Here is a 19,747-nt window from a genome sequence, read left to right as displayed (position 1 = left end):
CTTGTCAGCCGATGACGTAAGGTTCTATTCCCGGGAGGCTCTTGCCTTCGAAGAACTCTAAGCTCGCGCCGCCTCCGGTGGAAACGTGGGAGACCTTGTCGCCCATCTTGAACTGAGCGACGGCCGCCGCCGAATCGCCGCCGCCGACAACGGTGAGGGCGCCCTTCGAAGTCGCCTCCGCCAGAGCGCCGGCGACGGCTTCGGTGCCCTTAGAGAACGCGGGCATCTCAAAGACGCCCATCGGCCCGTTCCAGAGCACGGTCTTCGCCGACGCTATCTCCTTTGCGAAGAGCTCGGCGCTCTTGGGACCTATATCAAGCCCCATCCGATCCGTCGGGATAGCGTCGGTAGAAACGACCGACGCCGGAGAATCGGCTTTGAACTCCGAAGCCACTACGGCATCGACGGGAAGGAGTATCTTAACGCCGAGCTCAGCCGCCTTAGCGAGCATTTCGGAAGCAAAGCCGAGCTTTTCGCTTTCGCAGAGAGACTTCCCCACTTCTTTGCCCTGCGCTTTGAGGAAGGTGAAGGCCATACCACCGCCGATAAGAATCGTATCGACCTTCTTCAGCATGTTCTCGACGACCGCTATTTTGTCGGAAACCTTCGCGCCGCCGAGTATCAGCACAAACGGCTTTTTCGGATTGTCGCGCGCGGCCGAGAGCATTTTGATTTCGCGCTCAATGAGCCTGCCTGAGAAGGAGGGCAACAGTTCCGCGGCGGCTCTCGTCGAGGCGTGAGCTCTGTGCGCCGCACTGAAGGCGTCCATCACGAAAGCGTCGAAGTTTCTTGTCAGCTTTTTCGCGAAATCGGCGTCGTTTTTTTCTTCGCCTGGATAGAAGCGCACGTTTTCAAGGAGCAGGACTTCCCCATCCTTCCACGACGCTACGGCTTCGTCCACCTTTGCGCCGATGCAGTCGGGCACGAAACGAACCTTCCACCCTGTCAGCTTTGCTAGCTCTTCCGCGACGGGTGCGAGCGAATATTTCATGTTGACGGCGCCCTTCGGCCTGCCGAGGTGCGAAACGAGCGCTATCTTCGCGTCGGCCTCGCGCAGCTCGTTGAGCGTCGCCAAATGCGCCCTTATGCGCGTATCGTCGCTGACGCGGCCGTCTGCGAGCGGTACGTTGAAGTCCACTCTTACCAGGACCTTCTTCCCGGCGACGTCCTGCCGGGAAAATGTCTTCAAGCGCATTTCTTACAGCCCTTTTTTGCAGATGTAGTCCGCCAAGTCGATGACCCTGTTGCTGTATGCGAACTCGTTGTCGTACCACGAAAGTATCTTGATCATGTTCTCGCCGATCGCGAGCGTGTGCTTCGGCGCGAATATCGACGAATTGGTGTCGCCTACGAAATCCATCGAAACTAGGTCTTCGGGTTCATATTCGAGGATGCCCTTCAGCGGCCCCTCGGCGGCTTCCTTCATAGCGGCGTTGACTTCGTCGGCCGTTGCCGGTTTTTCGAGCACCGCCGTGAGGTCTACGATCGAGACGTCGGGCGTCGGGACGCGGAGCGCGAAGCCGTTGAGCTTGCCTTTGAGCTCCGGCATTACTTCGGAGATCGCCTTCGCCGCGCCGGTCGACGTCGGAATGATCGAAAGCGCCGCCGCTCTGCCGCGCGAAAGGTTTTTATGCGGGAAGTCGAGCGTCTTCTGGTCGTTCGTGTAAGCGTGGATCGTGTTCATAAGCCCCTCTTTGATGCCGAACTTGTCCTGAAGGACCTTGCAGACCGGAGCAAGGCAGTTTGTCGTGCAGGAGGCGTTGGAGATGATGCTGTGTTTCGCTGGATCGTAGGTGCCCTCATTGACGCCCATGACGATCGTCACGTCGTGATTCTTCGCCGGAGCGGAGATGATGACTTTTTTTGCGCCGGCTTCGATGTGGGCCTTCGCAAGGTTCGCGTCCGTATAACGCCCCGTCGATTCGATCACGACGTCGACCCCCAGCTCTTTCCACGGAAGCTTCGCCGGATCCGGCTCTGCGAGCGACCTGATGCGGCTTCCGTTTATAACAAGGTAGTCTCCGTCGACTTCTACCGTGCCCGGGAAGCGGCGGAAGACCGAATCGTACTTGAGAAGGTATGCAAGCGTCGAAGGCGGCGTCAGGTCGTTGATGGCGACGATTTCGAAATCATTTTTCTTCCCGTTTGTGAAGAACGCGCGGAGAGAGAGACGGCCGATGCGGCCAAAACCGTTGATTGCAACTTTGTACTTAGCCATGATAAAAGTGCCTCCTTGAAATATTTACGATATGCTTTGTGAAAAGAGGGATAAACGTCTAATTTATCCCTCTTTTATAGATTTTGCTACCTATCCGCGTTTATGTCAAATATATTTTTGCATTTGACATAAATTCGCGCCAATTTGTTTTATTCGTCCGGCTCGAGATTTTCATGAAGCACGCGCAGCAGTTCGCCGAGCGCACAGGCGGAAAGCACGTCTCCGTGCGGCCTGTAGGGCATTATGCCGTCGAAGAGCTGCGCGACGCCGCAGAGACATCCGTGGCGCAGATGCGAATTGAAGGGGCGCATAAACACCCAGCCAAGATCCTTGCGCGTCGGGTTATATTTCAAATAGGCGGTGATGAACTCTCCTAAGAGCCACGGCCACGCCATTCCGCGGAAGCGCGCCTTCAGCCGCTGGTCGAGACGCCCCTCCGAGCGCCCCTTGAATTTATCATGGCGCGGGTCGAGCGTGCGCAGTCCGTAGGTCGTGTAGAGCGTGTTCCAGCAGAGGCGCACGACGCTCTGTGCGGCTTCGGGAGAAAGAGGGCTGAAGGGCAGCGAAGCGGCTAATATCTGGTTCGGCCTTATCGCGCCGTCGCCTTTGAAGGTCTCAGGGTCTACGTAATCGTACAGGCCGTTCATATCGCAGCTCCAGAAGGTATCGCAGAAGGACTTTCCGCACTTCTCCGCCGCATTTTTATACCTCTCCGCCGACTCCGCGTTCCCACTGGCCTGCGCATATTTTTCGGCGCACTTCAGAGCGTTGTACCAGAGCGCGTTGACTTCGACGAGGTAGCCGCAGCGCGGGACTACGACTTCTTCGCCCGCCACCGCGCTCATCCAGTAGCGCGCCGGATCTGCGCCGAGCATCTGAAGGAGCATATTGTCGGCGCATTTGACGTCGAGCCCTTCGATTCCCAAAATATATTTGTCCGTCACGGCGAAAAGCGCCTTCGTGAGCCTTTTCCTGTCGTCGGGATCCGCTTCCGCGTGGTGCGAAAGATATTTGTCGACCGCGTAGACGAACCATAGCCCGCAGTCGATGCAGCCGAATTCCGGCTCGCCGTCGTCGGAGAGCTTTTCGGGCATCGCCCAGCCGCACGACTCCGCCACGCCGCTCCAGTATTTGAGAGTCTTCGCCGCCGTCTTTTCCCTGCCTGTCGCAAGAAGCAGCCCCGGCAGCGCGATGAAGGTATCGGAGGCTTTCGTGTCGACCGACGGATAGCCCGTGTAGATCGGCGCTATGCTCTCCGGCCTGTCGTCGACGAGGTGATAGGAGGACGCCACCATGTCCTGTTCGGCGCTGCTGAAAGCCGGGATGTTGGCCTGTTCGAGTATATCTTCAAATCTCTGCGCCGCTTCGCTTTCGATCTCACCGAGCTCTTTAAGCGTAAATTTCTCTGCCTTCTCGGAAAGGATCATGTAAACAGAATCGCCCTCGGACATCTCGTTGGAGATGAGTCCCGGCGACCATAGATGATCCACGCAGGCCCCGTCGCTGTTGTCGTCCTGCTCGTAGATAAGGTTTTCGAACCAGAGTGGTTTGAGCGCCCACGTTCCGGCCGTAGCCGCGCAGCAGCTCGAATGTCCCCTTCCCGTCACGCAGATGCCGTGCGCGTCGTCGGACGAGACGGAGAAGACGTTTTTGCCGGAGTCGAGGCACACCTCGCTGTTTTTCCTGTGGGCAAAGAGCGGACGCAGGTCGAGGCGGATTTTTCCCGGCGCTGCCAGCAGCTCATACTTGACTATCGTGCATTCTTTTCCGTGAGGCATAAAAATCGATTTTTTCAGGAGGATACTGTGAATTACAAATAGCATGGTCGGGAACGGGTTTCCCTGATATTCCTGCAGGTATCTGTAGCCGTCCGGGTAGACCAGATCTCTGTAGCGGTTTGTCGATAACTGATATTTTTTGTTGCTGTCAAAAACTGTTTCTTCGATTTTGCTTACCAGAACTGAGTGCTGTCTTTCGTTTTCCGGCCTTACGACAAGAAGTCCGTGTTCCCTTCTTGTGTTAGCACCTATGACTGTTGAAAAGCCGTAGCCCCCGCGCCCGTTGGAGACGAGAAATTCCCTTCCGGCGCCTTTGTCATAGGTGTTAACGTCAGCCTTTCCCAAGTACATTGGCATCATCCTCCTTTAACTGCTTGCCAAGCATAGTCTCTAATTTCCGCCATCTATATTCTACCGTACTTTTACTGATTGGTCTCGGTAAAGTTTGCCCAAGTTCTTTTAAAGTTACGCTCGGATTCCTTTTTCTCGCCTTTACGAGCTCTAAGAGAGGCTCCGGCAGGTCGTCGAGCATACCAAGCTCCTCCATCTTTTCTATAAGCTTCATCTGCCCGCGCGCCGCGCCGACGCTTTTGTTGATGTTCGCCGCGTCGCAGTTGACGAGCTTGTTCGCGTGATTCCTCATCGAACGGTATATCGAGGTCTCCTCAAGCTCCAGCGCGGTCTTTACAAGGCCTATGCGCGAGAGGAAGGTGACGATCTGCTGCTGGTCGCGCAACGTCACTTCCCGGCTTTCTCCCCTCTTCCTGATTCCGAGGTCGAAGCCGCAGGAGCGCATTATCGCCTGAATCCTTTCCGCCGAGCCTTTTCCTTCGGGGACGCGCATCACTAGATAGTAGCCAGCCTTGGGGATATAGAGGGCGCCGCAGCCGCCGAAGAGGCCGCGCACCCATCCCCAGTTCCTCGTGCGCCGTGCGGTCGGCGCCGTCACCGCCCGCACCTTTTCCATCGCCGCTTCATCGGCCGAAAAAGTCACCCCGCCCTTTTGCCGCGTGGGGATGACGCAAAGTCCCGGCTCCTCCGCGCCGTCCCAGCCGCATTCGCCCCAAAGGCGCATGAGCCGCCTGACCGCGAATAGGCGCGGTGTCGTGAAAAAAGTCTCTCCGGCTCTCTCTTCCGAGGGTATGCCGTCAAGTATTCCGGCCGCTTCGTCTCTCGGAGAGGCCGGAGGCTGTTGCGCCCATTCGTCCCAGATAGCGCCTACGCCCTTCAAACCTTTTTACTCCAGGCCTTTCTGCCTTGTGCGCGATATCTCCATTATCGTCTCAGAAAGATTCTGCGCGTTGTGCCTCAGATATTTTCCGTTCCTTATCTCGCAGTAATCCCCGTATATCACCTTCGAACCGAGAGATTCGAGATAATTTTCTTCCTTCGCCGAAAGGTAGAGCGGTTCCGCGCCTATCTTCCCGTAGCGCGAGATGAATTCCGCCGGTACAGCCGACTCGTTTGCCAGCACGTAATCCGGCACGCGGCCGAGCACTCCGGCTATCCAGTCTATGTGCGAGAGGATATTCATCCCTTCGGTCTCCTTCGGCTGTGTCATCAAATTCGCGATATAGACTATAGGCGCCGTCGCCTCCTTGAGCAGCTTTGCGACGCCGGGAAGCAGAAGGTTCGGCATAACGCTCGTAAAATGGCTCCCGGGGCCCAGGACTATCACGTCGGCGTCGCCGAAGGCGGCTATCACGGGATCGACGGGTTCGGCGTCAGACGGCTCGATCCACAACTCCGTCAGCCTGCTGCCGTTGTCTGAGACTTGAAGCTCTCCGGTCACGATATTTCCGTCCGCGGTTCTTCCTTTGAGCACTACGTTCTCCGTCGTCACCGGCAGCACCTGTCCCCTTATCGCGAGCAGCTTGTTCAGTTCGAGCACCGCGCGCTGGAAGTCGCCCATCAGCTCCGTCGCGGCAAGGATGATGATATTGCCGAGGCTGTGCCCTTTGAGCTCTCCCCTGTCAAATCTGTAATTCAGCAGGCTGGTCAGCGCGCTGCCGTTTTCTGCGAGCGCGACGATACAGTTGCGGATGTCGCCGGGAGGAAGCACGCCCCATTCCTGCCTGAGGCGGCCGGAACTGCCCCCCTCGTCCGTTACCGCGACGACGGCGGTGATGTTTCTCGTAAAGCCTTTCAAGCCTGACAGAAGAGTCGAAAGCCCCGTGCCTCCGCCTATCGCGACGACGCGAGGCCCCATCGAAAGCCTGTATTCCAGCGCGTTGGACATGATATGGCGCGGCGCCGGCGGCTTCCTGATGAATTTGACGCGTCGTCGCGACGCGAAATAAGCGCAGGCGCCGCCGAGCGCAAACGCCGCCAGAAAGGCCGATATGAACGATAGCGTCGTCATCTCAAGCTTCCCTTATCGATGTCCCTGTGTTGCACGCGGACGCGCCTTCCCGCCGACCTAAGGCAGGCGCCGAGCATCTCCGCGACGGCGACCGAACGATGGCGCCCGCCGGTGCAGCCGACGCATATGTGCAACTGCTTCTTACCCGTATCTCCGTAGACGGAAGAGACGTATTCGAAAAGCGAATTTGCGCGTGAAAGGAATTCGTCGAACACAGGGAAAGATTGCAGGTAATTTATCACGGGCTTGTCCCTCCCAGAGAGAGAATGAAGCTCGTCGACGTAGTTGGGATTGGGTAGAAAGCGCGCATCTATGATGAAATCTGCGTCCTGCGGAGCTCCGAATTTAAAGCCGAAGGAGCTTATTATGATCGACGGCTGTTCGGCCGACATTCCCGTCGCCTCAAGAAGCCTCTTTTTGAAATCGGGCAGTTTTAGCCCTGTTGTGTCTATGACAATATCTGCATTTTTTATAATATTTTGCAGGCGCACGCGTTCACTTTCGATTCCCTGGAGAATAGTGAGTCCCTCGGCGAGCGGATGCCTGCGGCGCGTCGTCTCATAGCGCCTGACGAGGTCGCCGTCGGAGCAGTCTATGAAGATGATCTTCGTTTTGATTCCGTTCTCGTGCAGCTTGACGACTACCTGAGAAAGGTCGTTGAGCAGCGCCTCGCTCCTGACGTCGACGACCGCCGCTACGCCCTTGTCCGCAGCGGAGCTGTGGCTCTCAAGCATGTCGAAGAGCTGGGGAAGGAGCGCCGGCGGCAGATTGTCTATCGCGTAAAAGCCCTGGTCTTCGAGCACGTTGAGCGCCGAGGATTTTCCAGCCCCCGACATTCCTGTGATAATGATGCACCCTCTGCTTTCATTCAGCAAATCGATCAACTCTCTTCGTGCGCAAGTACAAGGCCGCGTCAGCCGCACCCTTCACGATGATTATAACAAATCTTTCATCGGCTGTTCAGCGTAAAAAATTTATTTTTGCCGAAGCGCCGCTTAAGAGGCGTCAAACGCGCCGCCGCTACGGCGGAAATAAATTTTCACTTGACCAAAGCGCCGGGACGCGGTAATATTACGCATGCGAACGGGATGTAGCGCAGCCTGGCTAGCGTACCTGCATGGGGTGCAGGTGGTCGGAGGTTCGAATCCTCTCATCCCGACCAAAAATAACAAGGGTTTTCGGATTTTGCCGAAAACCCTTTTCTCTTTGGCTGTATTATGAGAAAAGAGCCACTATGGCGTGAAATTTTGCCGCCGCGTATTCAAGGTGTTTCAAAAGGTAAACCGTTTATATAGGCGATAAATTCACGCTAAACAAATGCGGCATGCTGCGGATATAAGGTATAATAACGAATGTTATCGCCCGGTGGGACACCGCTGTTTTGCACACATTGAGAAGGGAGTGACTGATTTGTCTATCTGTTATCTTGGCGGAAAGTTCGCCCAGCTTTCCAAATGCAGGTTGCCCGTTACCGATATGGCGGTGCAGCGCGGCGTCGCGGTCTTCGAGGCCGTGCGCTTTTACGACAGAAAACTTTTCGCCGCCGATCTGCATCTCGCGCGTCTCGCCGAGAGCGCGAAGCGCGCCGGCATCGCGGCCGAGAAGGTTCTGCCGCTGCTGCCGGAAATTTTCAGCGCCGGCGTAAAGATGGAGGGTTGTCCCGACGAAGGGCTCGTCCGCCCCTTCATCACAGGCGGCGACGTGAACGACAAGGGAAGGTTCCCCGAGCCGCGTTTTTTCGTTATTTTCGGAGCTATCACGAAGACGTCCGAGGAGGAGCACAGGCGCGGCGCCGTGCTCGTGCCGAACAGAATGGAGCGCCCTTACCCGCTATGTAAGAGCACTAATTATCTTTTCGCGCTCATCCCGCTATCAAGCGCGGATAGGCTCAATCACGAAACCCTCTATATGCCCGACGGAGAGATCACTGAGGCCATGACGAATAATTTCTTCCTCTGCAGGGGAGGAAAGATAATTACGGCGCCGGTCGGACGCGTGCTCGACGGAGTTACGCGGAAGGTGGTGTTGACTCTCGCGCGCGAAAACGGCTTCGTTATCGAAGAGCGCTGTCCGAAGGTCGAAGAGCTTGCCGGAGCGGACGAGGCCTTCATCACAGGAACTGTGAACGAGGTGCTTTCAGTCGTGCGCGTAGGCGACACTACGATAGGAAACGGGAAGCCCGGGCCCGTAGCTGCTCATCTTTACAGGCTTTTCCTCGCGAATATAGGCCGCTGGCTCAGCGATTGAGTTAGGTTGACAAAAAAGGCGGGACTATCGGAGAAATCCGCCTTTTTTGTGCATAAATATGATATTATCTTATTTATAAGACTATTATCTCAGCCGTTACTCGATAAACATGGAATCTCCGAAGGAGAAAAATCTGTAGCGCTTCTCCACCGCTTCGCGGTAGGCGCGCATCGTCGTTTCGTAGCCTCCGAACGCCGATACGAGCATCAGCAGCGTACTCATCGGAAGGTGAAAGTTCGTTATAAGCGCGTCTATCGCCTTGAAGCTGTAGCCGGGATTGATAAAGAGCTTCGTCGACAGCGCGCCGCCGCGGACTTCGCCGAAGCGCTGAGCGAACGCCTCGAGCGTGCGCACGACGGTGGTCCCTACGGCGACGACGCGGCCGCCGCGCTCTTTAGTCTCCTTTATCGCGTCGGCCGTATCTCCGGGGACTTCGCAGAATTCCGTATGCATTATATGCTCGGCAATGTTCTCAGCTTTGACCGGACGGAATGTGCCGAGCCCCACCTGCAGCGTCACGAATTTATGCGGCACGCCCCTCTCTTCGAGTTTTTTCAGCAGCTCCGGCGTGAAGTGCAGTCCGGCAGTCGGCGCGGCTACCGAATTTTCTTTTTCGCGCTTGGCGTAGACCGTCTGGTAGCGCTCTGGGTCGGCGTGAGTCTCAGTTATGTAATGAGGCAGGGGTGTCCGGCCGAATTTATGAATCAGCGCTAAAGGCTCGTCGCTTTCACCAAAGATTATCGTGCGCAGTCCGTCTTCGAGGCGCGCGCCCACCGCTACGCGAAAATCGTCAGAGAGCGCGACCTTTGTGCCTTCGGACAGCTTCCTGCCGGGACGTACAAGTGCCGTCCACTCATTATGCCGCGCGCCCGGGTTAAGGAAAAAAATTTCTACCTTAGCCCCTTCTCCGCTTTCGTTTATTTTTCTGCCTTCGACTCGCGCCGGCAGCACCCTAGTGTCGTTCATCACGAGCAGGTCTCCCTCGCGTAAGTAATTTACGATGTTATGAAAAATCGTATCTTCGCTCTCGCCCGTCGCCCTGCGGAGGACGAGCAGGCGCGAAGAATCGCGCGGCTCGGCCGGGTCCTGGGCTATAAGCTCCTTCGGCAGAAAATAGTCGTAGGCCGCGGTCTTGGAAAGGTCCGGCGTTTTTTCGCTCATCTCAGTAGCAGTCTTTTTCAAGCGATGTGCCGGGAAAATAGTAGTCGAGTATCTGTTTGTAGCTCCAGCCGTTCTCGGCGAGCGCCTTGGCCGTCCACTGCGGCATACCGACGCCGTGGCCGAAACCGCGGCCGTAGATCGTCACGCTGTAGCCGGAGGCCGCGGCGTTGGAAAGGGGCGAAGCGTCGGCCTGCGGCGCAACCGCCGGCTGACGCGCCGCAGCGCCCTGTTGGGGCGGCTCCGTCTGTCCTCGAGCGGCCATGCGCCTCTTGCCCTCGGCGATGAATTTCGGATATTCGCTATCCTTGCCTATCATTGATACGAGTTCCTGTATCGTGAATATTTTATTTCTCGCCATCCAGTAGAGTATTTCTTCGTCCTTCTCCGGCATAGCCGCCACGTCTGCCTTCGCGGTCGGCGCGCGGTACTGCGGCTTGGGCTCGGCCGCGGCAGGCGTGGCCTTGAGCTGCGGCGTATAGCCGCCGGCGGCGGAGAATTCGAAGAGTGTGCTTTTTACCACAGAGGCGCCGAGCGCCGCGCGGAATTTCGCCGCGGCGACGACGTTTGTTCCGCCGCTGCCAGTCACTTCGATGCTCGTCACGCGCCCGCTTTCGTCGCGCCCTGCGGGTGCAAGCGACGATATCGAGCCCACCGGGACGCCGGCCGCCGCGAGGCGGGAAGCTATCTGCTGCATCGTGAAAGCCGCCTGCCATTTGGCGTTTGGCCCGTTCACCGGCACAGGGTCCGGCTTCGCGGAAAGGTAAGGCAGATTTTTGTTCCACGCCGATTTTGCCGACGCGGTGCAGCCGCCGCTCTCGGCGAAATAGTAGATCTCGGCGGGAGCGCCGCCGTATTTCAAAATTTCGCCGCCGGTCGCATTCACCGCGTCGACGATCGCAGCCGACTCCCCCTTCGTCCCGCTGTAGCTCTGACAGTGTACTTTGTCGCAGACGTCGTATCTGCCGTGTTTTTTTGACCCGGATGCGAAGGTCCTGGCGAGAACGGCCTGAGCCTTCAAGGCCTCGGCGGGCCAGGCTGGGCTCATCTCGTCTTTCAGCACGCCCTTCAGGTATTCCTCCATGTCGACGACGTTTACGATGTTGAAGCCGCCGTAGCCGCTTTCAAATACTATCTTTCCGCGGTAGCTTTTTCCGTCGATCGTTATCGGATTCCGCGATGAAACGGTGGCCGGCATAGCGTAGCTGACGGAGCCGGCCGAAAGCGACGCGCCGTTCGCGTAAAGCGAAAAGGTTCCGGTTATCTCGGGCGTCACGCCGCCGTCGGCGACGGTTATATAGTAAGAGGTGCCAGCGACGGAGCACTGCCTGACATCCTGCCGTATCAGCACGGAGATGTCGCGGGCTTCCGCGGCCTGCGCGCAAAGGAACAGCAAAGTTATAATTATAAATTTTTTCACTACTTCCACCTTGAAAAGATATTCAGTATCAGCGTCAATATGACGCTTACAAATAGCATCGTGCCGAAGGGCGCGAAGACCGTCAAATTTTTCTTCTGATAGGTTATGTCTCCGGGCAGTTTTCCGAACGGTATGTTAAGCTTGCCGGCGGCGATAAGGCAGACGCCGAGCGCGGCGAGCAAAAGACCGGCGGCTATGAGCATCTTTCCTATCTGATTCACTGCGCGTCATCCTCCGCCGGAAAGAGGCTCTGCTGGCTGTTCTGCAGCTGTATGAAGTGCTGAGATACCGGGACGCCGAGATAGTCCCAGGTATTGCGGGTCGCTCTGCGTCCGCGCGGCGTGCGTTCGAGAAGCCCTTTTTGAATCAGATAGGGTTCGTAGATGTCCTCTATCGTCTGCCCGTCCTCGTTGAGGGCTGCGGCAAGAGTCGAAAGCCCTACCGGGCCGCCGTCGAAAAGCTCGACCAGCGCGCGCAGGAATTTCCTGTCACCTTCGTCGAGCCCCTCAGGGTCCACCCCGAGCATGTCAAGAGCGTAGCGCGCGAGGCCGCGCTCTATGGACGGAGCTTTTTTTACCTCGGCGACGTCGCGGACGCGGCGCAGCAGGCGCAGCGCGACACGCGGCGTCCCGCGCGAGCGCAGGCCTATCTCCTCTGCCGCGTCGTCGGCTATCTTCGCGCCGAGGACGCCGGCCCCCCGCTTAACTATGGCGGTCAGTTCCCCGGACGAATAGAGGTGAAGCTGCTCGACTATCCCGAAGCGCGCGCGCAGCGGCGACGTAAGCAGGCCGAGGCGCGTCGTCGCGCCGATCAGCGTGAATTTCGGCAGAGCGAGCCTTATGCTCCGCGCAAGCGGCCCCTTGCCGACTATGATGGAAAGGGAAAAGTCCTCCATCGCAGGATAGAGTATTTCTTCGATGTTCGGCGCCATCCTGTGAATCTCGTCGATGAAGAGCACGTCGTTCGGCTGTATGTTCGACAGTATGGCCGCCAAATCTCCGGCCCTTTCGAGCGCGGGGCCGGTCGTCATGCGCAGCGTGCCCTTCATTTCCTTCGCGATGATGCCCGCGAGAGTAGTCTTTCCAAGGCCGGGAGGGCCGTAGAAAAGCGTGTGGTCGAGAGGCTCGCCGCGCTGCAGCGACGCCTTCATGAATATCGTCAGTTTGTCCTTAAGTCCGCTCTGTCCGATAAAGTCGTTCAGCTCCTGAGGGCGCAGCGTAGCGACCTCGTCCTCTTTTTCGCGCCGCATCGTCTCTATGAGTTTGTGCCGCTGCCTGTTTTCATCTTCCATTTTCATCCGCCTATCTGCGCTGCAGAATGCCGAGAGAGGCCTTAAGCAGGCTCTCCTCGGTCCATTTTACGTCGTCCTCGGCCTGGGCCTTCGCCATAGCTATCGCGCGCGCGCATTCGCCGTGCGAAAAGCCGAGCCCGCTCAGCGCGTCCGTGACGGACGAATCGAAGGAAGCCACGGCCGATATTCCCACAGCGGAGAGCCCGACGAATTTCTTCTCTATTTTCGCCTTTAGCTCGAAGCAGATTCGCTCTGCGCGCTTCGCGCCGAGCCCGGGGACGGAGAGCATCGAAACGTTGCCGTTTCTTATCGCGTCTATTATGCTGCCGAGGTCGAGATAGCGCATAAGCGCTATCGCGAGCTTTCCTCCTACCGTCTTGACCTGCAGCAGGTCGAGGAAGAAATCTTTTTCCTCCTGCGACGCGAAGCCGAACATAGAAAGCCCGGCGTCGCTTATCTGCATGTACGCCAGGCATTTCATCTCCTCTCCCAGGGCCGCTGACGCAAGCAGCGCCCTCGTCGGGTAGATCTCGACGCCGAAGCCGGAGACGTCGAGGACTATGCTCTCCTTTTCTATAGAGGCGAGTGTGCCCCGCAGAAAGTTTATCATCTCAGTATCCTTTCATAATGTTTCTGTCGTAGCTTCTCACGGCGATCCCCGCTATCGCGATCGCCAGCGCATCGGCCGCGTCGTCGGGGCTCGGATTCTTTTCAAGGCCTAAGAGCTGCGCCACCATCCCCTGCACCTGTGCCTTTTCGGCGCCGCCGTAGCCGCAGACCGCGAGCTTTACCTCGCTCGGCTTTATCTCGTATGGCTCGAAGCCGAGCTGAGCGGCGAAGAGAAGGACGACGCCGCGGGCCTGCCAGACCATTTCCGCGGTAGTGACGTTGCGGCCGAAGAAGAGCTTTTCTACCGCTACCATGCCCGGCGGAAATTCCTTCGCGACGGCCCGCAGCCCGTCGTAAAGGCGGGAAAGCCGCGCGGAGAGCGAAAGCTTCGCCGATGTCCTTATAACGCCGTAGGCCTCGCAGATCAGATCGTTTCCCGACTGCGAAACGACCCCGTAGCCCAGAGTCCCGAGCCCGGGGTCGATGCCGAGAGCGCGCAAAATCCCGCTATTCGATCTCTGCAAGTATGTCTTCCGGTATCTCGAAGTTCGCGTAAACGGCCTGGACGTCGTCGTGCTCCTCGAAGCGCTCGACCATCGCGAGCATCTTAGCGGCGTCCGACTTGTTGCTTATCGCTACCGTGTTTTTCGGTATCATGCTGACTTCCATCGTCTCGATGTTGTAGCCGGCGCCTTTCAGCGCCTCGCCGACCTGTGATAGGACGTTCGGATCGCACGATATCTCGTAGCCCTCTTCGTTCGCCTCCAGGTCGTCCGCACCCGCGTCGAGAGCCGTCATCATAAGGCTCTCCTCGTCGATGCCTTCGCCTGCAATCTCGATGACGCCTCTGCGGTCGAAGTTCCATGCGACACAGCCCATTTCGCCGATGGCGCCGCCGCTCTTCGTGAAGAGGGAGCGGATGTCCGGCGCGGTACGGTTCCTGTTGTCGGTCATCGCCTGCACCATAACGGCCACTCCATTCGGTCCGTAGCCTTCGTAGTAGACTTCCTCCATCGGGCCGCCGAGCTCACCAGTTCCGCGCTTTATTCCGCGTTCGATATTGTCGACGGGGACGTTTCCGGCCTTCGCGCGCTCCACCGCGACTTTCAGGCGGAAGTTGCTGTTCGGGTCTCCGCCGCCCTCTTTCGCAGCCGCTATGATGTCCTTGACCAATTTCTGGAAAGCCACGCCCTTCTTTGCGTCCTGCGCCGCCTTCCTGTGTTTAATTCCGGCCCAATGTGAATGTCCTGACAAGAAAATCACCTCATAGAATAATTTGAAAAATTGATGCTAAAGGTTTTCGGGCAGTTTTGCTATAGCGGCAAATGCCCTTTTATGTTCGGAGCACCTTTTCGCTCTTTCGATTCTTTCCTTGACTTCCGGCCTCGCTTCGCCCGTTGCGATATAGCGGTCGAGCTCCGCGTAAGTGACGCCCATCTCTTTTTCATCCGTCTGCCCTTCCCAGAGGGCCGCGGTAGGAGGGCGGTCGATTATCTGCCGGGGGACGCCGAGATATTTCGCCACGGCCCACACCTCGCCCTTCAGGAGGTCGGCGAGGGGCAGCAGGTCGACGCCGGAGTCCCCGTGTTTGGTGAAATATCCGAACGTGATCTCGTCCTTATTTCCGCCGCCGCATACGAGACAGCTCCTTTGCTGGGCTATCGCGTAAAGGGTCGCCATGCGCAGGCGCGGCTTGATATTCGCGTAGGCGAGCCCGCTTAAGCCGCCGAAGGATTTTTCGTATTCGGCCGTAAGGGCGTCGTAAGCCGCGGAAAGGTCTGTTTTTATAGTTTTTATTCCGAGGGATTTTGCAAGAAGTTCAGCGTATTCTTCGTCTATGCTCATGCTGTGGCACGGCATCATGACTCCTATGACGTTCTCTGCTCCGAGCGCTCTCGCGAGGAGCGCAGCCAGCACTGCGGAGTCTACGCCCCCGCTGATGCCGAGCACTGCGCTTTTCATTCCTGCATTCCCGAATTTTTCCCTTATCCAAGCGGTAAGATATTCTGTTATCTTCCGCGGGTTGCGATATATTTCCATCACAGCGCCTCTCCTTCTGCCGCAAACTTTATCGCACGTTATATTTTATCATAAACTCAGCACCGCCGATATAAAAATCGGGCTGAGCCGCGCAGGGGCGGAGCTCAGCCCGAGAAAAACGGCCCCGCCGAAGCGAGGCCGAATCTTTGCGTGGGCGAAGGGACGCCCCTAAAGCAGCTCCGCTATCTGTACGGCGTTGAGGGCCGCACCCTTTCTTAGATTGTCTCCGACTATCCACATCGCGAGCGCGTTGTCGAGCCCCGTGTCGCGGCGTATCCTCCCGACTCTGACGTCGTCCTCGCCGGCGGTCTCTCTCGGCAGCGGATAGACGGCCCTCTTCGGGTCGTCCTGAACGACGACGCCGGGCGCGCCTTTGAGTATTTCGCGCGCTTCCTCCGGCGCGAGCGGGCGTTCGAACTGCGCGGTGACGCTTTCGCCGTGGCAGCGGAATATCGGAACTCGCACCGTGATGCCGCTGACGCGCAGTTCCGGCGTGTGCATGATTTTGCGCGACTCGTTCACCATCTTCCACTCCTCCTCGGATATTCCTTCGTCGTCGAAGGCGCCGATGTGGGGCAGAAGGTTGTACGCTATATTGTGCGGGTAGACGGCGTCATGGTAATCCTCGCCCTTCAGCGCCGCGAGCGAGCCGCCGCGCAGCGAATCGAGCGCCGCTTTGCCGGTCCCTGCGACCGACTGATAGGTGCTGACGTTTATATATTTGAGTCCGGCGGCCCTGTGCAGCGGATAAAGGACGACGACGGCCTGTATCGTCGAGCAGTTTGGGTTTGCGATGATGCCCTTCTTCGCCATCGATCTATCATCCGGGTTTATCTCGGGAACGATCAGCGGAACCTCCTCGTCCATGCGCCACGCCGAGCTGTTGTCGACGACCGTCGCGCCGCTTGCGGCCGCGATCGGCGCCCACTGCTTAGAAGTCCCGCCGCCGGCGGAGAAGATAGCGATATCGGCGCCTTTGAAGGAATCTTTATCTACCGCGCGAACCGTCAATTCTTCGCCGCAGAATTTTATCTTTGTCCCCGCCGAGCGCAGTGAGGCGAGGGGAATCAATTCGGAAACGGGAAATTTTCTCTGCTCGAGCGTTTTGAGCATTTCGCGGCCGACGAGTCCCGTCGCGCCGAGTACGGCGACTTTTTTACCGCTCATCAGAAGGCCACCTCGTCTATAAAGTGATCGTGAAGCTCCCTTACCGCGTCTTCGGCGCGCGCGCTTCCGACTATGCAGGTGATCGCCAGCGCCGTCGACGCGATCATCTCTATGTTGATCCCGGCCTCCGCGAGTATATTGAACATCTTCGAGGGAATCTCCGGGTGGTTGGCGATGCCCGCGCCCACTATCGAGACGCGCGCGATCTCCGTGTCGAAGGAGACGCCCTGCGCGTCTATTTCGCGGCATATTTTGCGGCAGACCTGGCTCGCCTCTTCAAGGTTCGTCTTCTTGACGAGGAAGCCGATGTCGTTGACACCGCCGCGCATGTTGTTCTGGATGATCATCTCCGCTCCGACTCCCTTCGCCGCGAGCTCCGCGAAGAGGCGCGCCGCGACGCCCGGGATGTCCGGAACGCCGAGCAGCACGACCTTCGCCACCTTCATATCCTGTATCACGGCTTTAACAATTAATCCTTCTGTTACGGGGTTGCTCATTACCCACGTTCCCTCCTCTTCGATAAAACTTGAACCGACGTAGAGCGGCACGTTATAGCGCGCCGCCACTTCGACGCTGCGGGCCTGCAGGACCTTCGCGCCCTGCACCGCCATCTCCATGCACTCGTCAAATCCAAGCTGGCGAAGCTTCTTTGGATTCTTTACGACGCGCGGGTCCCCGCTCATGATGCCGGTCACGTCTTTCAGCAGGCGGCAGGACTCGGCGCCGAGCGAAGCGGCGAGGGCGACGGCCGAGAGGTCCGAGCCTCCGCGTCCGAGGGTGATCACGTCGCCGTTGTCCGTTATAGCCTGAAAGCCGGTTACTACGGCGACCGTGCCTTCGTTCAGCGCGCGTTCGACCGCCTCCGGTTCGATTCTGTAGATGCGTCCCTCCATCGGGAAGCCCTCAGCCTTTATCCCGGCCTGCAGCGCCGTGAAGGACTGAGCCGGTATTCCCTGCTGCTTTATCGCGAGGGAAAGAAGCGCGACGCTCTGCTGTTCGCCCGTTGCGAGCAGCTGATCCATTTCGCGCCCGTCCTTTTCAGTCGCGACGTCGCTCGCGAGCGCGAGAAGCTCGTCTGTGGTGTTTCCCATAGCGGAGACTACCACCGCGACGCGGTAGCCTTCTTCGCGTGTTTTTTTAACTATCTGCGCCACGTGCCTCATTCTATTTGAGTCGGCGACCGACGAGCCACCGAACTTAAGGACGGTGAGAGGTAATTTTTCCCATTCCATTTACTTCACCCCCACGTTCTTCAAAGCGTCCGGCAGCTCCATGCTCAGGTCGACGCGCGCGCCCTGCGCGCTGCCGTCGAGGACGAAGAACTGCGAACGGACGCCGTATTCCGTAAAGGTGCGGCACATAGCCTCCGCGACGCGGTGAGTAGTGCCTCTGACGAGGGCTATCACAGAGGGGCCGGAGCCGCTTATAGCCACGGAAAGGCATTCTGGCAGCTCCTGGACGCGCGAAAATATCACGTCGCCGCCGGAGAAAAGCTTGCTGCGGTATGGCTGATGCAGTTTGTCGTCCATCCCCCATTTCAGATAATCCCATTTGCCTGTAGCCCAGGCCGCTGTAAGCAGAGCGGCGCGCCCGACGTTGAAGACGGCGTCCGAGAAGGCTACCTCTTTCGGCAGGGCGTCGCGCGCGTCGGAGGTCTTTACCCGCTCGTCCGGCACGGCCGCTACGCAGAGCACCTCGGGGGGAAGCGCCGGAAGATTCACGTAGCGAAGGTCCTTCCCATCCCAGCAGCTGACGACCATCCCGCCGAGATAGCAGGGCGCAACGTTGTCCGGATGCCCCTCGATGAGCGTCATCTCGCGCAGCAGTTCGTCGTCGTCCGCCTCATGCCCCGTAAGGTGCTTCGCGATCAGCACTCCGGCCACGACTGCGCCGGCGGAGCTTCCGAGCCCGCGGCAGAGAGGGATGATGTTGTGGCACCAGAGCGAAAAGCCCGGCCCTTCGACATTCCAGCGGCGGCAAGTCTCTTCGTAGGCCGCCACGACGAGGTTGGCCTTGGGTTGGGAAAGCTCGCGGCTCCCCTCTCCGTGCGCCTCGATCTTATATTCTCCGCGCGGCAGTATCTCCATCACCTTGAAAATGTTGTATAAAGAGACCGCCATGCCTATCGCGTCGAAGCCGGAACCGAGGTTTGCGCTCGTCGCCGGCACTCTCAGCGTGATAAGAGGGTTCACCCCTTCATCACCTCCAACAGTTCGTCAAGGCTGTCGCCTATCTCTATCGGGCGCCCGACCTGCGACATGGCCGTGTTGGGATCCTTCAGCCCGTTTCCCGTCAGTATCATAGCCGCCGTGATGCCGTCGGGCAGCCGCCCCTCTTTTTTCAACTTTATGAGCCCCGCAAGAGGCGCGCAGGAGGCGGGCTCGGCGAATAGCCCTCCTTTCGACGAGAGGAGCTTCTGAGCGGCGAGAATCTCTTCGTCGGTAACGGAGTTGAACTCCCCCCCCGACTGCGCCACGGCTTCTTTGGCAAGGTGCGCGCTGACCGGGTTCCCGATCCTTATAGCGGTCGCCACAGTCTCGGGATTCGGGCATGGCCTGCCGGTGACGAGGGGCGCGGCGCCTGCGGCCTGAAAGCCCATCATCTTAGGCAGCCCGTCGATCTTTCCGAGCTCTTTATACTGCTTGTAGCCGGCCCAGTACGCGCTGATGTTGCCGGCGTTGCCGACGGGAATCGCATGCCAGTCGGGAGCTCCGCCGAGAGCCTCGCATATCTCCCACGCTCCGCTCCTCTGCCCCCAGAGGCGGTACGGGTTGACCGAGTTCACGATCGCGAAGCCTTCGCGCTCCGCGGCGGCGCGCGCCATCTCCAGCGCTCTGTCGAAATTTCCCTTTACCGCGATGACCGTCGCGCCGTACATCAGAGCCTGGGCGAGCTTGCCGAGCGCGACCTTCCCCGCCGGAAGCAGCACGAAGCAGGGCACCCCCGCCGCGGCCGCGTAGGCCGCCGCCGACGCCGACGTATTGCCTGTCGAGGCGCAGACGAGCGCCTTCGCTCCGGTTTCGAGCGCCTTGGCGACCGCCATTACCATCCCGCGGTCTTTGAAGGAGCCGGAGGGATTGCAGCCCTCCAGCTTAGCCCAAAGCTCTATGCCGAGCATCCTGCTGATGTTGCCGACGCGAACGAGGGGCGTCGAGCCCTCGCCGAGCGTGACCCTCGGAGTCCTTTCCGTCACAGGCAGAAGCTGTGCGTATCTTTCGATAACTCCCATTAATCTTCCTCCTTCTCGCAGTAAGCGCAAAATAAAAAATCGCCGCCTCGGCGCATCAAGCACAGAGGCGGCATTATATTTGTCGCGGTCCCACTCCGTTTCAGCCGCACAAGGACGGCTCTCGTGCGCGCTATAAGGGGCGCACCCCGATGCCTTATCGCAGGCGCTTCGGCATCCGCTCATGGGTGGTATTCAAATTCCCTCCTGCAAAGGACTCTCAGCGTTTCG

At 58.4% G+C, this 19,747-nt stretch carries 19 protein-coding genes and 1 tRNA gene; 2 read left to right on the top strand and 18 right to left on the bottom strand.

From position 1 onward, the window contains the following. Positions 1–4 precede the first annotated feature (4 nt). The 6 genes from EH55_RS05915 to rapZ all read right to left on the bottom strand — a co-directional run bounded on the left by EH55_RS05915 (position 5) and on the right by rapZ (position 7,233). Entirely contained in the window at positions 5–1,195 is a 1,191-nt protein-coding gene (locus EH55_RS05915; protein WP_037975663.1) for a phosphoglycerate kinase, read from the bottom strand. Positions 1,196–1,198: 3 nt separating this feature from the next. Next, positions 1,199–2,218 carry a type I glyceraldehyde-3-phosphate dehydrogenase gene (gene gap / locus EH55_RS05910; protein WP_037975661.1) on the bottom strand — a complete coding sequence of 340 codons (1,020 nt, stop codon included), beginning with the start codon at positions 2,216–2,218 and terminating at the stop codon, positions 1,199–1,201. A 149-nt stretch (positions 2,219–2,367) separates the two neighbouring features. Then, a complete protein-coding gene (locus tag EH55_RS05905) occupies positions 2,368–4,347 on the bottom strand; it encodes an amylo-alpha-1,6-glucosidase (protein WP_037975659.1) in 1,980 nt (659 codons plus the stop codon). After that, entirely contained in the window at positions 4,328–5,227 is a 900-nt protein-coding gene (gene whiA / locus EH55_RS05900; protein ID WP_037975658.1) for a DNA-binding protein WhiA, read from the bottom strand. Before whiA ends, EH55_RS05905 begins: the two co-directional genes overlap by 20 nt. A 6-nt stretch (positions 5,228–5,233) precedes the next feature. Beyond that, a complete protein-coding gene (locus EH55_RS05895) occupies positions 5,234–6,358 on the bottom strand; it encodes a gluconeogenesis factor YvcK family protein (RefSeq protein ID WP_037975656.1) in 1,125 nt (374 codons plus the stop codon). After that, entirely contained in the window at positions 6,355–7,233 is an 879-nt protein-coding gene (gene rapZ / locus EH55_RS05890) for an RNase adapter RapZ (RefSeq protein WP_236617085.1), read from the bottom strand. The genes EH55_RS05895 and rapZ overlap by 4 nt, the downstream gene beginning before the upstream one ends. A gap of 209 nt (positions 7,234–7,442) precedes the next feature. On the opposite strand from rapZ, the gene EH55_RS05885 reads away from it, so the two are divergent. After that, positions 7,443–7,520 (top strand) — tRNA-Pro (locus tag EH55_RS05885). Between the two features lie 248 nt (positions 7,521–7,768). Next, positions 7,769–8,605 (top strand): aminotransferase class IV, encoded by an 837-nt coding sequence (locus EH55_RS05880; RefSeq protein WP_037975652.1) that lies wholly within the window; start codon positions 7,769–7,771, stop codon positions 8,603–8,605. A gap of 96 nt (positions 8,606–8,701) precedes the next feature. Here the strand turns inward: EH55_RS05880 and queA are convergent, their stop codons facing one another. The 12 genes from queA to thrC all read right to left on the bottom strand — a co-directional run bounded on the left by queA (position 8,702) and on the right by thrC (position 19,519). Next, entirely contained in the window at positions 8,702–9,766 is a 1,065-nt protein-coding gene (queA, locus tag EH55_RS05875) for a tRNA preQ1(34) S-adenosylmethionine ribosyltransferase-isomerase QueA (RefSeq protein ID WP_037975650.1), read from the bottom strand. A 1-nt stretch (position 9,767) separates the two neighbouring features. Beyond that, the gene (locus tag EH55_RS05870) at positions 9,768–11,183 is read right to left on the bottom strand and encodes a SpoIID/LytB domain-containing protein (protein ID WP_037975648.1); all 1,416 of its coding nucleotides are present in this window, start codon (positions 11,181–11,183) and stop codon (positions 9,768–9,770) included. After that, positions 11,183–11,404, bottom strand: a complete 222-nt coding sequence (locus EH55_RS05865) for a DUF2905 domain-containing protein (RefSeq protein ID WP_037975646.1) — start codon at positions 11,402–11,404, stop codon at positions 11,183–11,185. Before EH55_RS05865 ends, EH55_RS05870 begins: the two co-directional genes overlap by 1 nt. Beyond that, entirely contained in the window at positions 11,401–12,474 is a 1,074-nt protein-coding gene (ruvB, locus tag EH55_RS05860; protein ID WP_037975645.1) for a Holliday junction branch migration DNA helicase RuvB, read from the bottom strand. Before ruvB ends, EH55_RS05865 begins: the two co-directional genes overlap by 4 nt. Before the next feature lie 10 nt (positions 12,475–12,484). After that, complete coding sequence (gene ruvA / locus EH55_RS05855; RefSeq protein WP_037975643.1) at positions 12,485–13,084, bottom strand: Holliday junction branch migration protein RuvA; 600 nt, start codon at positions 13,082–13,084, stop codon at positions 12,485–12,487. 1 nt (position 13,085) lies between these two features. Then, positions 13,086–13,607 carry a crossover junction endodeoxyribonuclease RuvC gene (ruvC, locus tag EH55_RS05850; RefSeq protein WP_037975642.1) on the bottom strand — a complete coding sequence of 174 codons (522 nt, stop codon included), beginning with the start codon at positions 13,605–13,607 and terminating at the stop codon, positions 13,086–13,088. Further along, the gene (locus tag EH55_RS05845) at positions 13,591–14,337 is read right to left on the bottom strand and encodes a YebC/PmpR family DNA-binding transcriptional regulator (RefSeq protein WP_037975640.1); all 747 of its coding nucleotides are present in this window, start codon (positions 14,335–14,337) and stop codon (positions 13,591–13,593) included. Before EH55_RS05845 ends, ruvC begins: the two co-directional genes overlap by 17 nt. A 36-nt stretch (positions 14,338–14,373) precedes the next feature. Further along, the gene (gene nadE / locus EH55_RS05840) at positions 14,374–15,123 is read right to left on the bottom strand and encodes an NAD(+) synthase (RefSeq protein WP_037975638.1); all 750 of its coding nucleotides are present in this window, start codon (positions 15,121–15,123) and stop codon (positions 14,374–14,376) included. Positions 15,124–15,291: 168 nt separating this feature from the next. Beyond that, a complete protein-coding gene (locus EH55_RS05835) occupies positions 15,292–16,290 on the bottom strand; it encodes an aspartate-semialdehyde dehydrogenase (protein ID WP_037975636.1) in 999 nt (332 codons plus the stop codon). After that, a complete protein-coding gene (locus EH55_RS05830; RefSeq protein WP_037975635.1) occupies positions 16,290–17,522 on the bottom strand; it encodes an aspartate kinase in 1,233 nt (410 codons plus the stop codon). The genes EH55_RS05835 and EH55_RS05830 overlap by 1 nt, the downstream gene beginning before the upstream one ends. Continuing rightward, positions 17,523–18,482: a homoserine kinase gene (gene thrB, locus EH55_RS05825; RefSeq protein WP_051682689.1), complete on the bottom strand. Its 960-nt coding sequence runs from the start codon at positions 18,480–18,482 to the stop codon at positions 17,523–17,525. After that, positions 18,479–19,519, bottom strand: a complete 1,041-nt coding sequence (gene thrC, locus EH55_RS05820; RefSeq protein ID WP_037975633.1) for a threonine synthase — start codon at positions 19,517–19,519, stop codon at positions 18,479–18,481. The genes thrB and thrC overlap by 4 nt, the downstream gene beginning before the upstream one ends. Positions 19,520–19,747: the final 228 nt, after the last annotated feature.

Source organism: Synergistes jonesii (assembly GCF_000712295.1).
Classification (GTDB): domain Bacteria; phylum Synergistota; class Synergistia; order Synergistales; family Synergistaceae; genus Synergistes; species Synergistes jonesii.
This window is presented reverse-complemented; position numbering and strand designations above follow the sequence as displayed.

Coding starts and splice junctions, on each gene's coding strand:
- EH55_RS05915 (WP_037975663.1), bottom strand. CDS start 1,195: ATGCGCTTGAAGACATTTTCCCGGCAGGACGTCGCCGGGAAGAAGGTC.
- ruvB (WP_037975645.1), bottom strand. CDS start 12,474: ATGGAAGATGAAAACAGGCAGCGGCACAAACTCATAGAGACGATGCGG.
- gap (WP_037975661.1), bottom strand. CDS start 2,218: ATGGCTAAGTACAAAGTTGCAATCAACGGTTTTGGCCGCATCGGCCGT.
- EH55_RS05830 (WP_037975635.1), bottom strand. CDS start 17,522: ATGGAATGGGAAAAATTACCTCTCACCGTCCTTAAGTTCGGTGGCTCG.
- queA (WP_037975650.1), bottom strand. CDS start 9,766: ATGAGCGAAAAAACGCCGGACCTTTCCAAGACCGCGGCCTACGACTAT.
- nadE (WP_037975638.1), bottom strand. CDS start 15,123: ATGGAAATATATCGCAACCCGCGGAAGATAACAGAATATCTTACCGCT.
- EH55_RS05905 (WP_037975659.1), bottom strand. CDS start 4,347: ATGTACTTGGGAAAGGCTGACGTTAACACCTATGACAAAGGCGCCGGA.
- thrC (WP_037975633.1), bottom strand. CDS start 19,519: ATGGGAGTTATCGAAAGATACGCACAGCTTCTGCCTGTGACGGAAAGG.
- EH55_RS05835 (WP_037975636.1), bottom strand. CDS start 16,290: ATGAGCGGTAAAAAAGTCGCCGTACTCGGCGCGACGGGACTCGTCGGC.
- ruvA (WP_037975643.1), bottom strand. CDS start 13,084: ATGATAAACTTTCTGCGGGGCACACTCGCCTCTATAGAAAAGGAGAGC.
- EH55_RS05895 (WP_037975656.1), bottom strand. CDS start 6,358: ATGACGACGCTATCGTTCATATCGGCCTTTCTGGCGGCGTTTGCGCTC.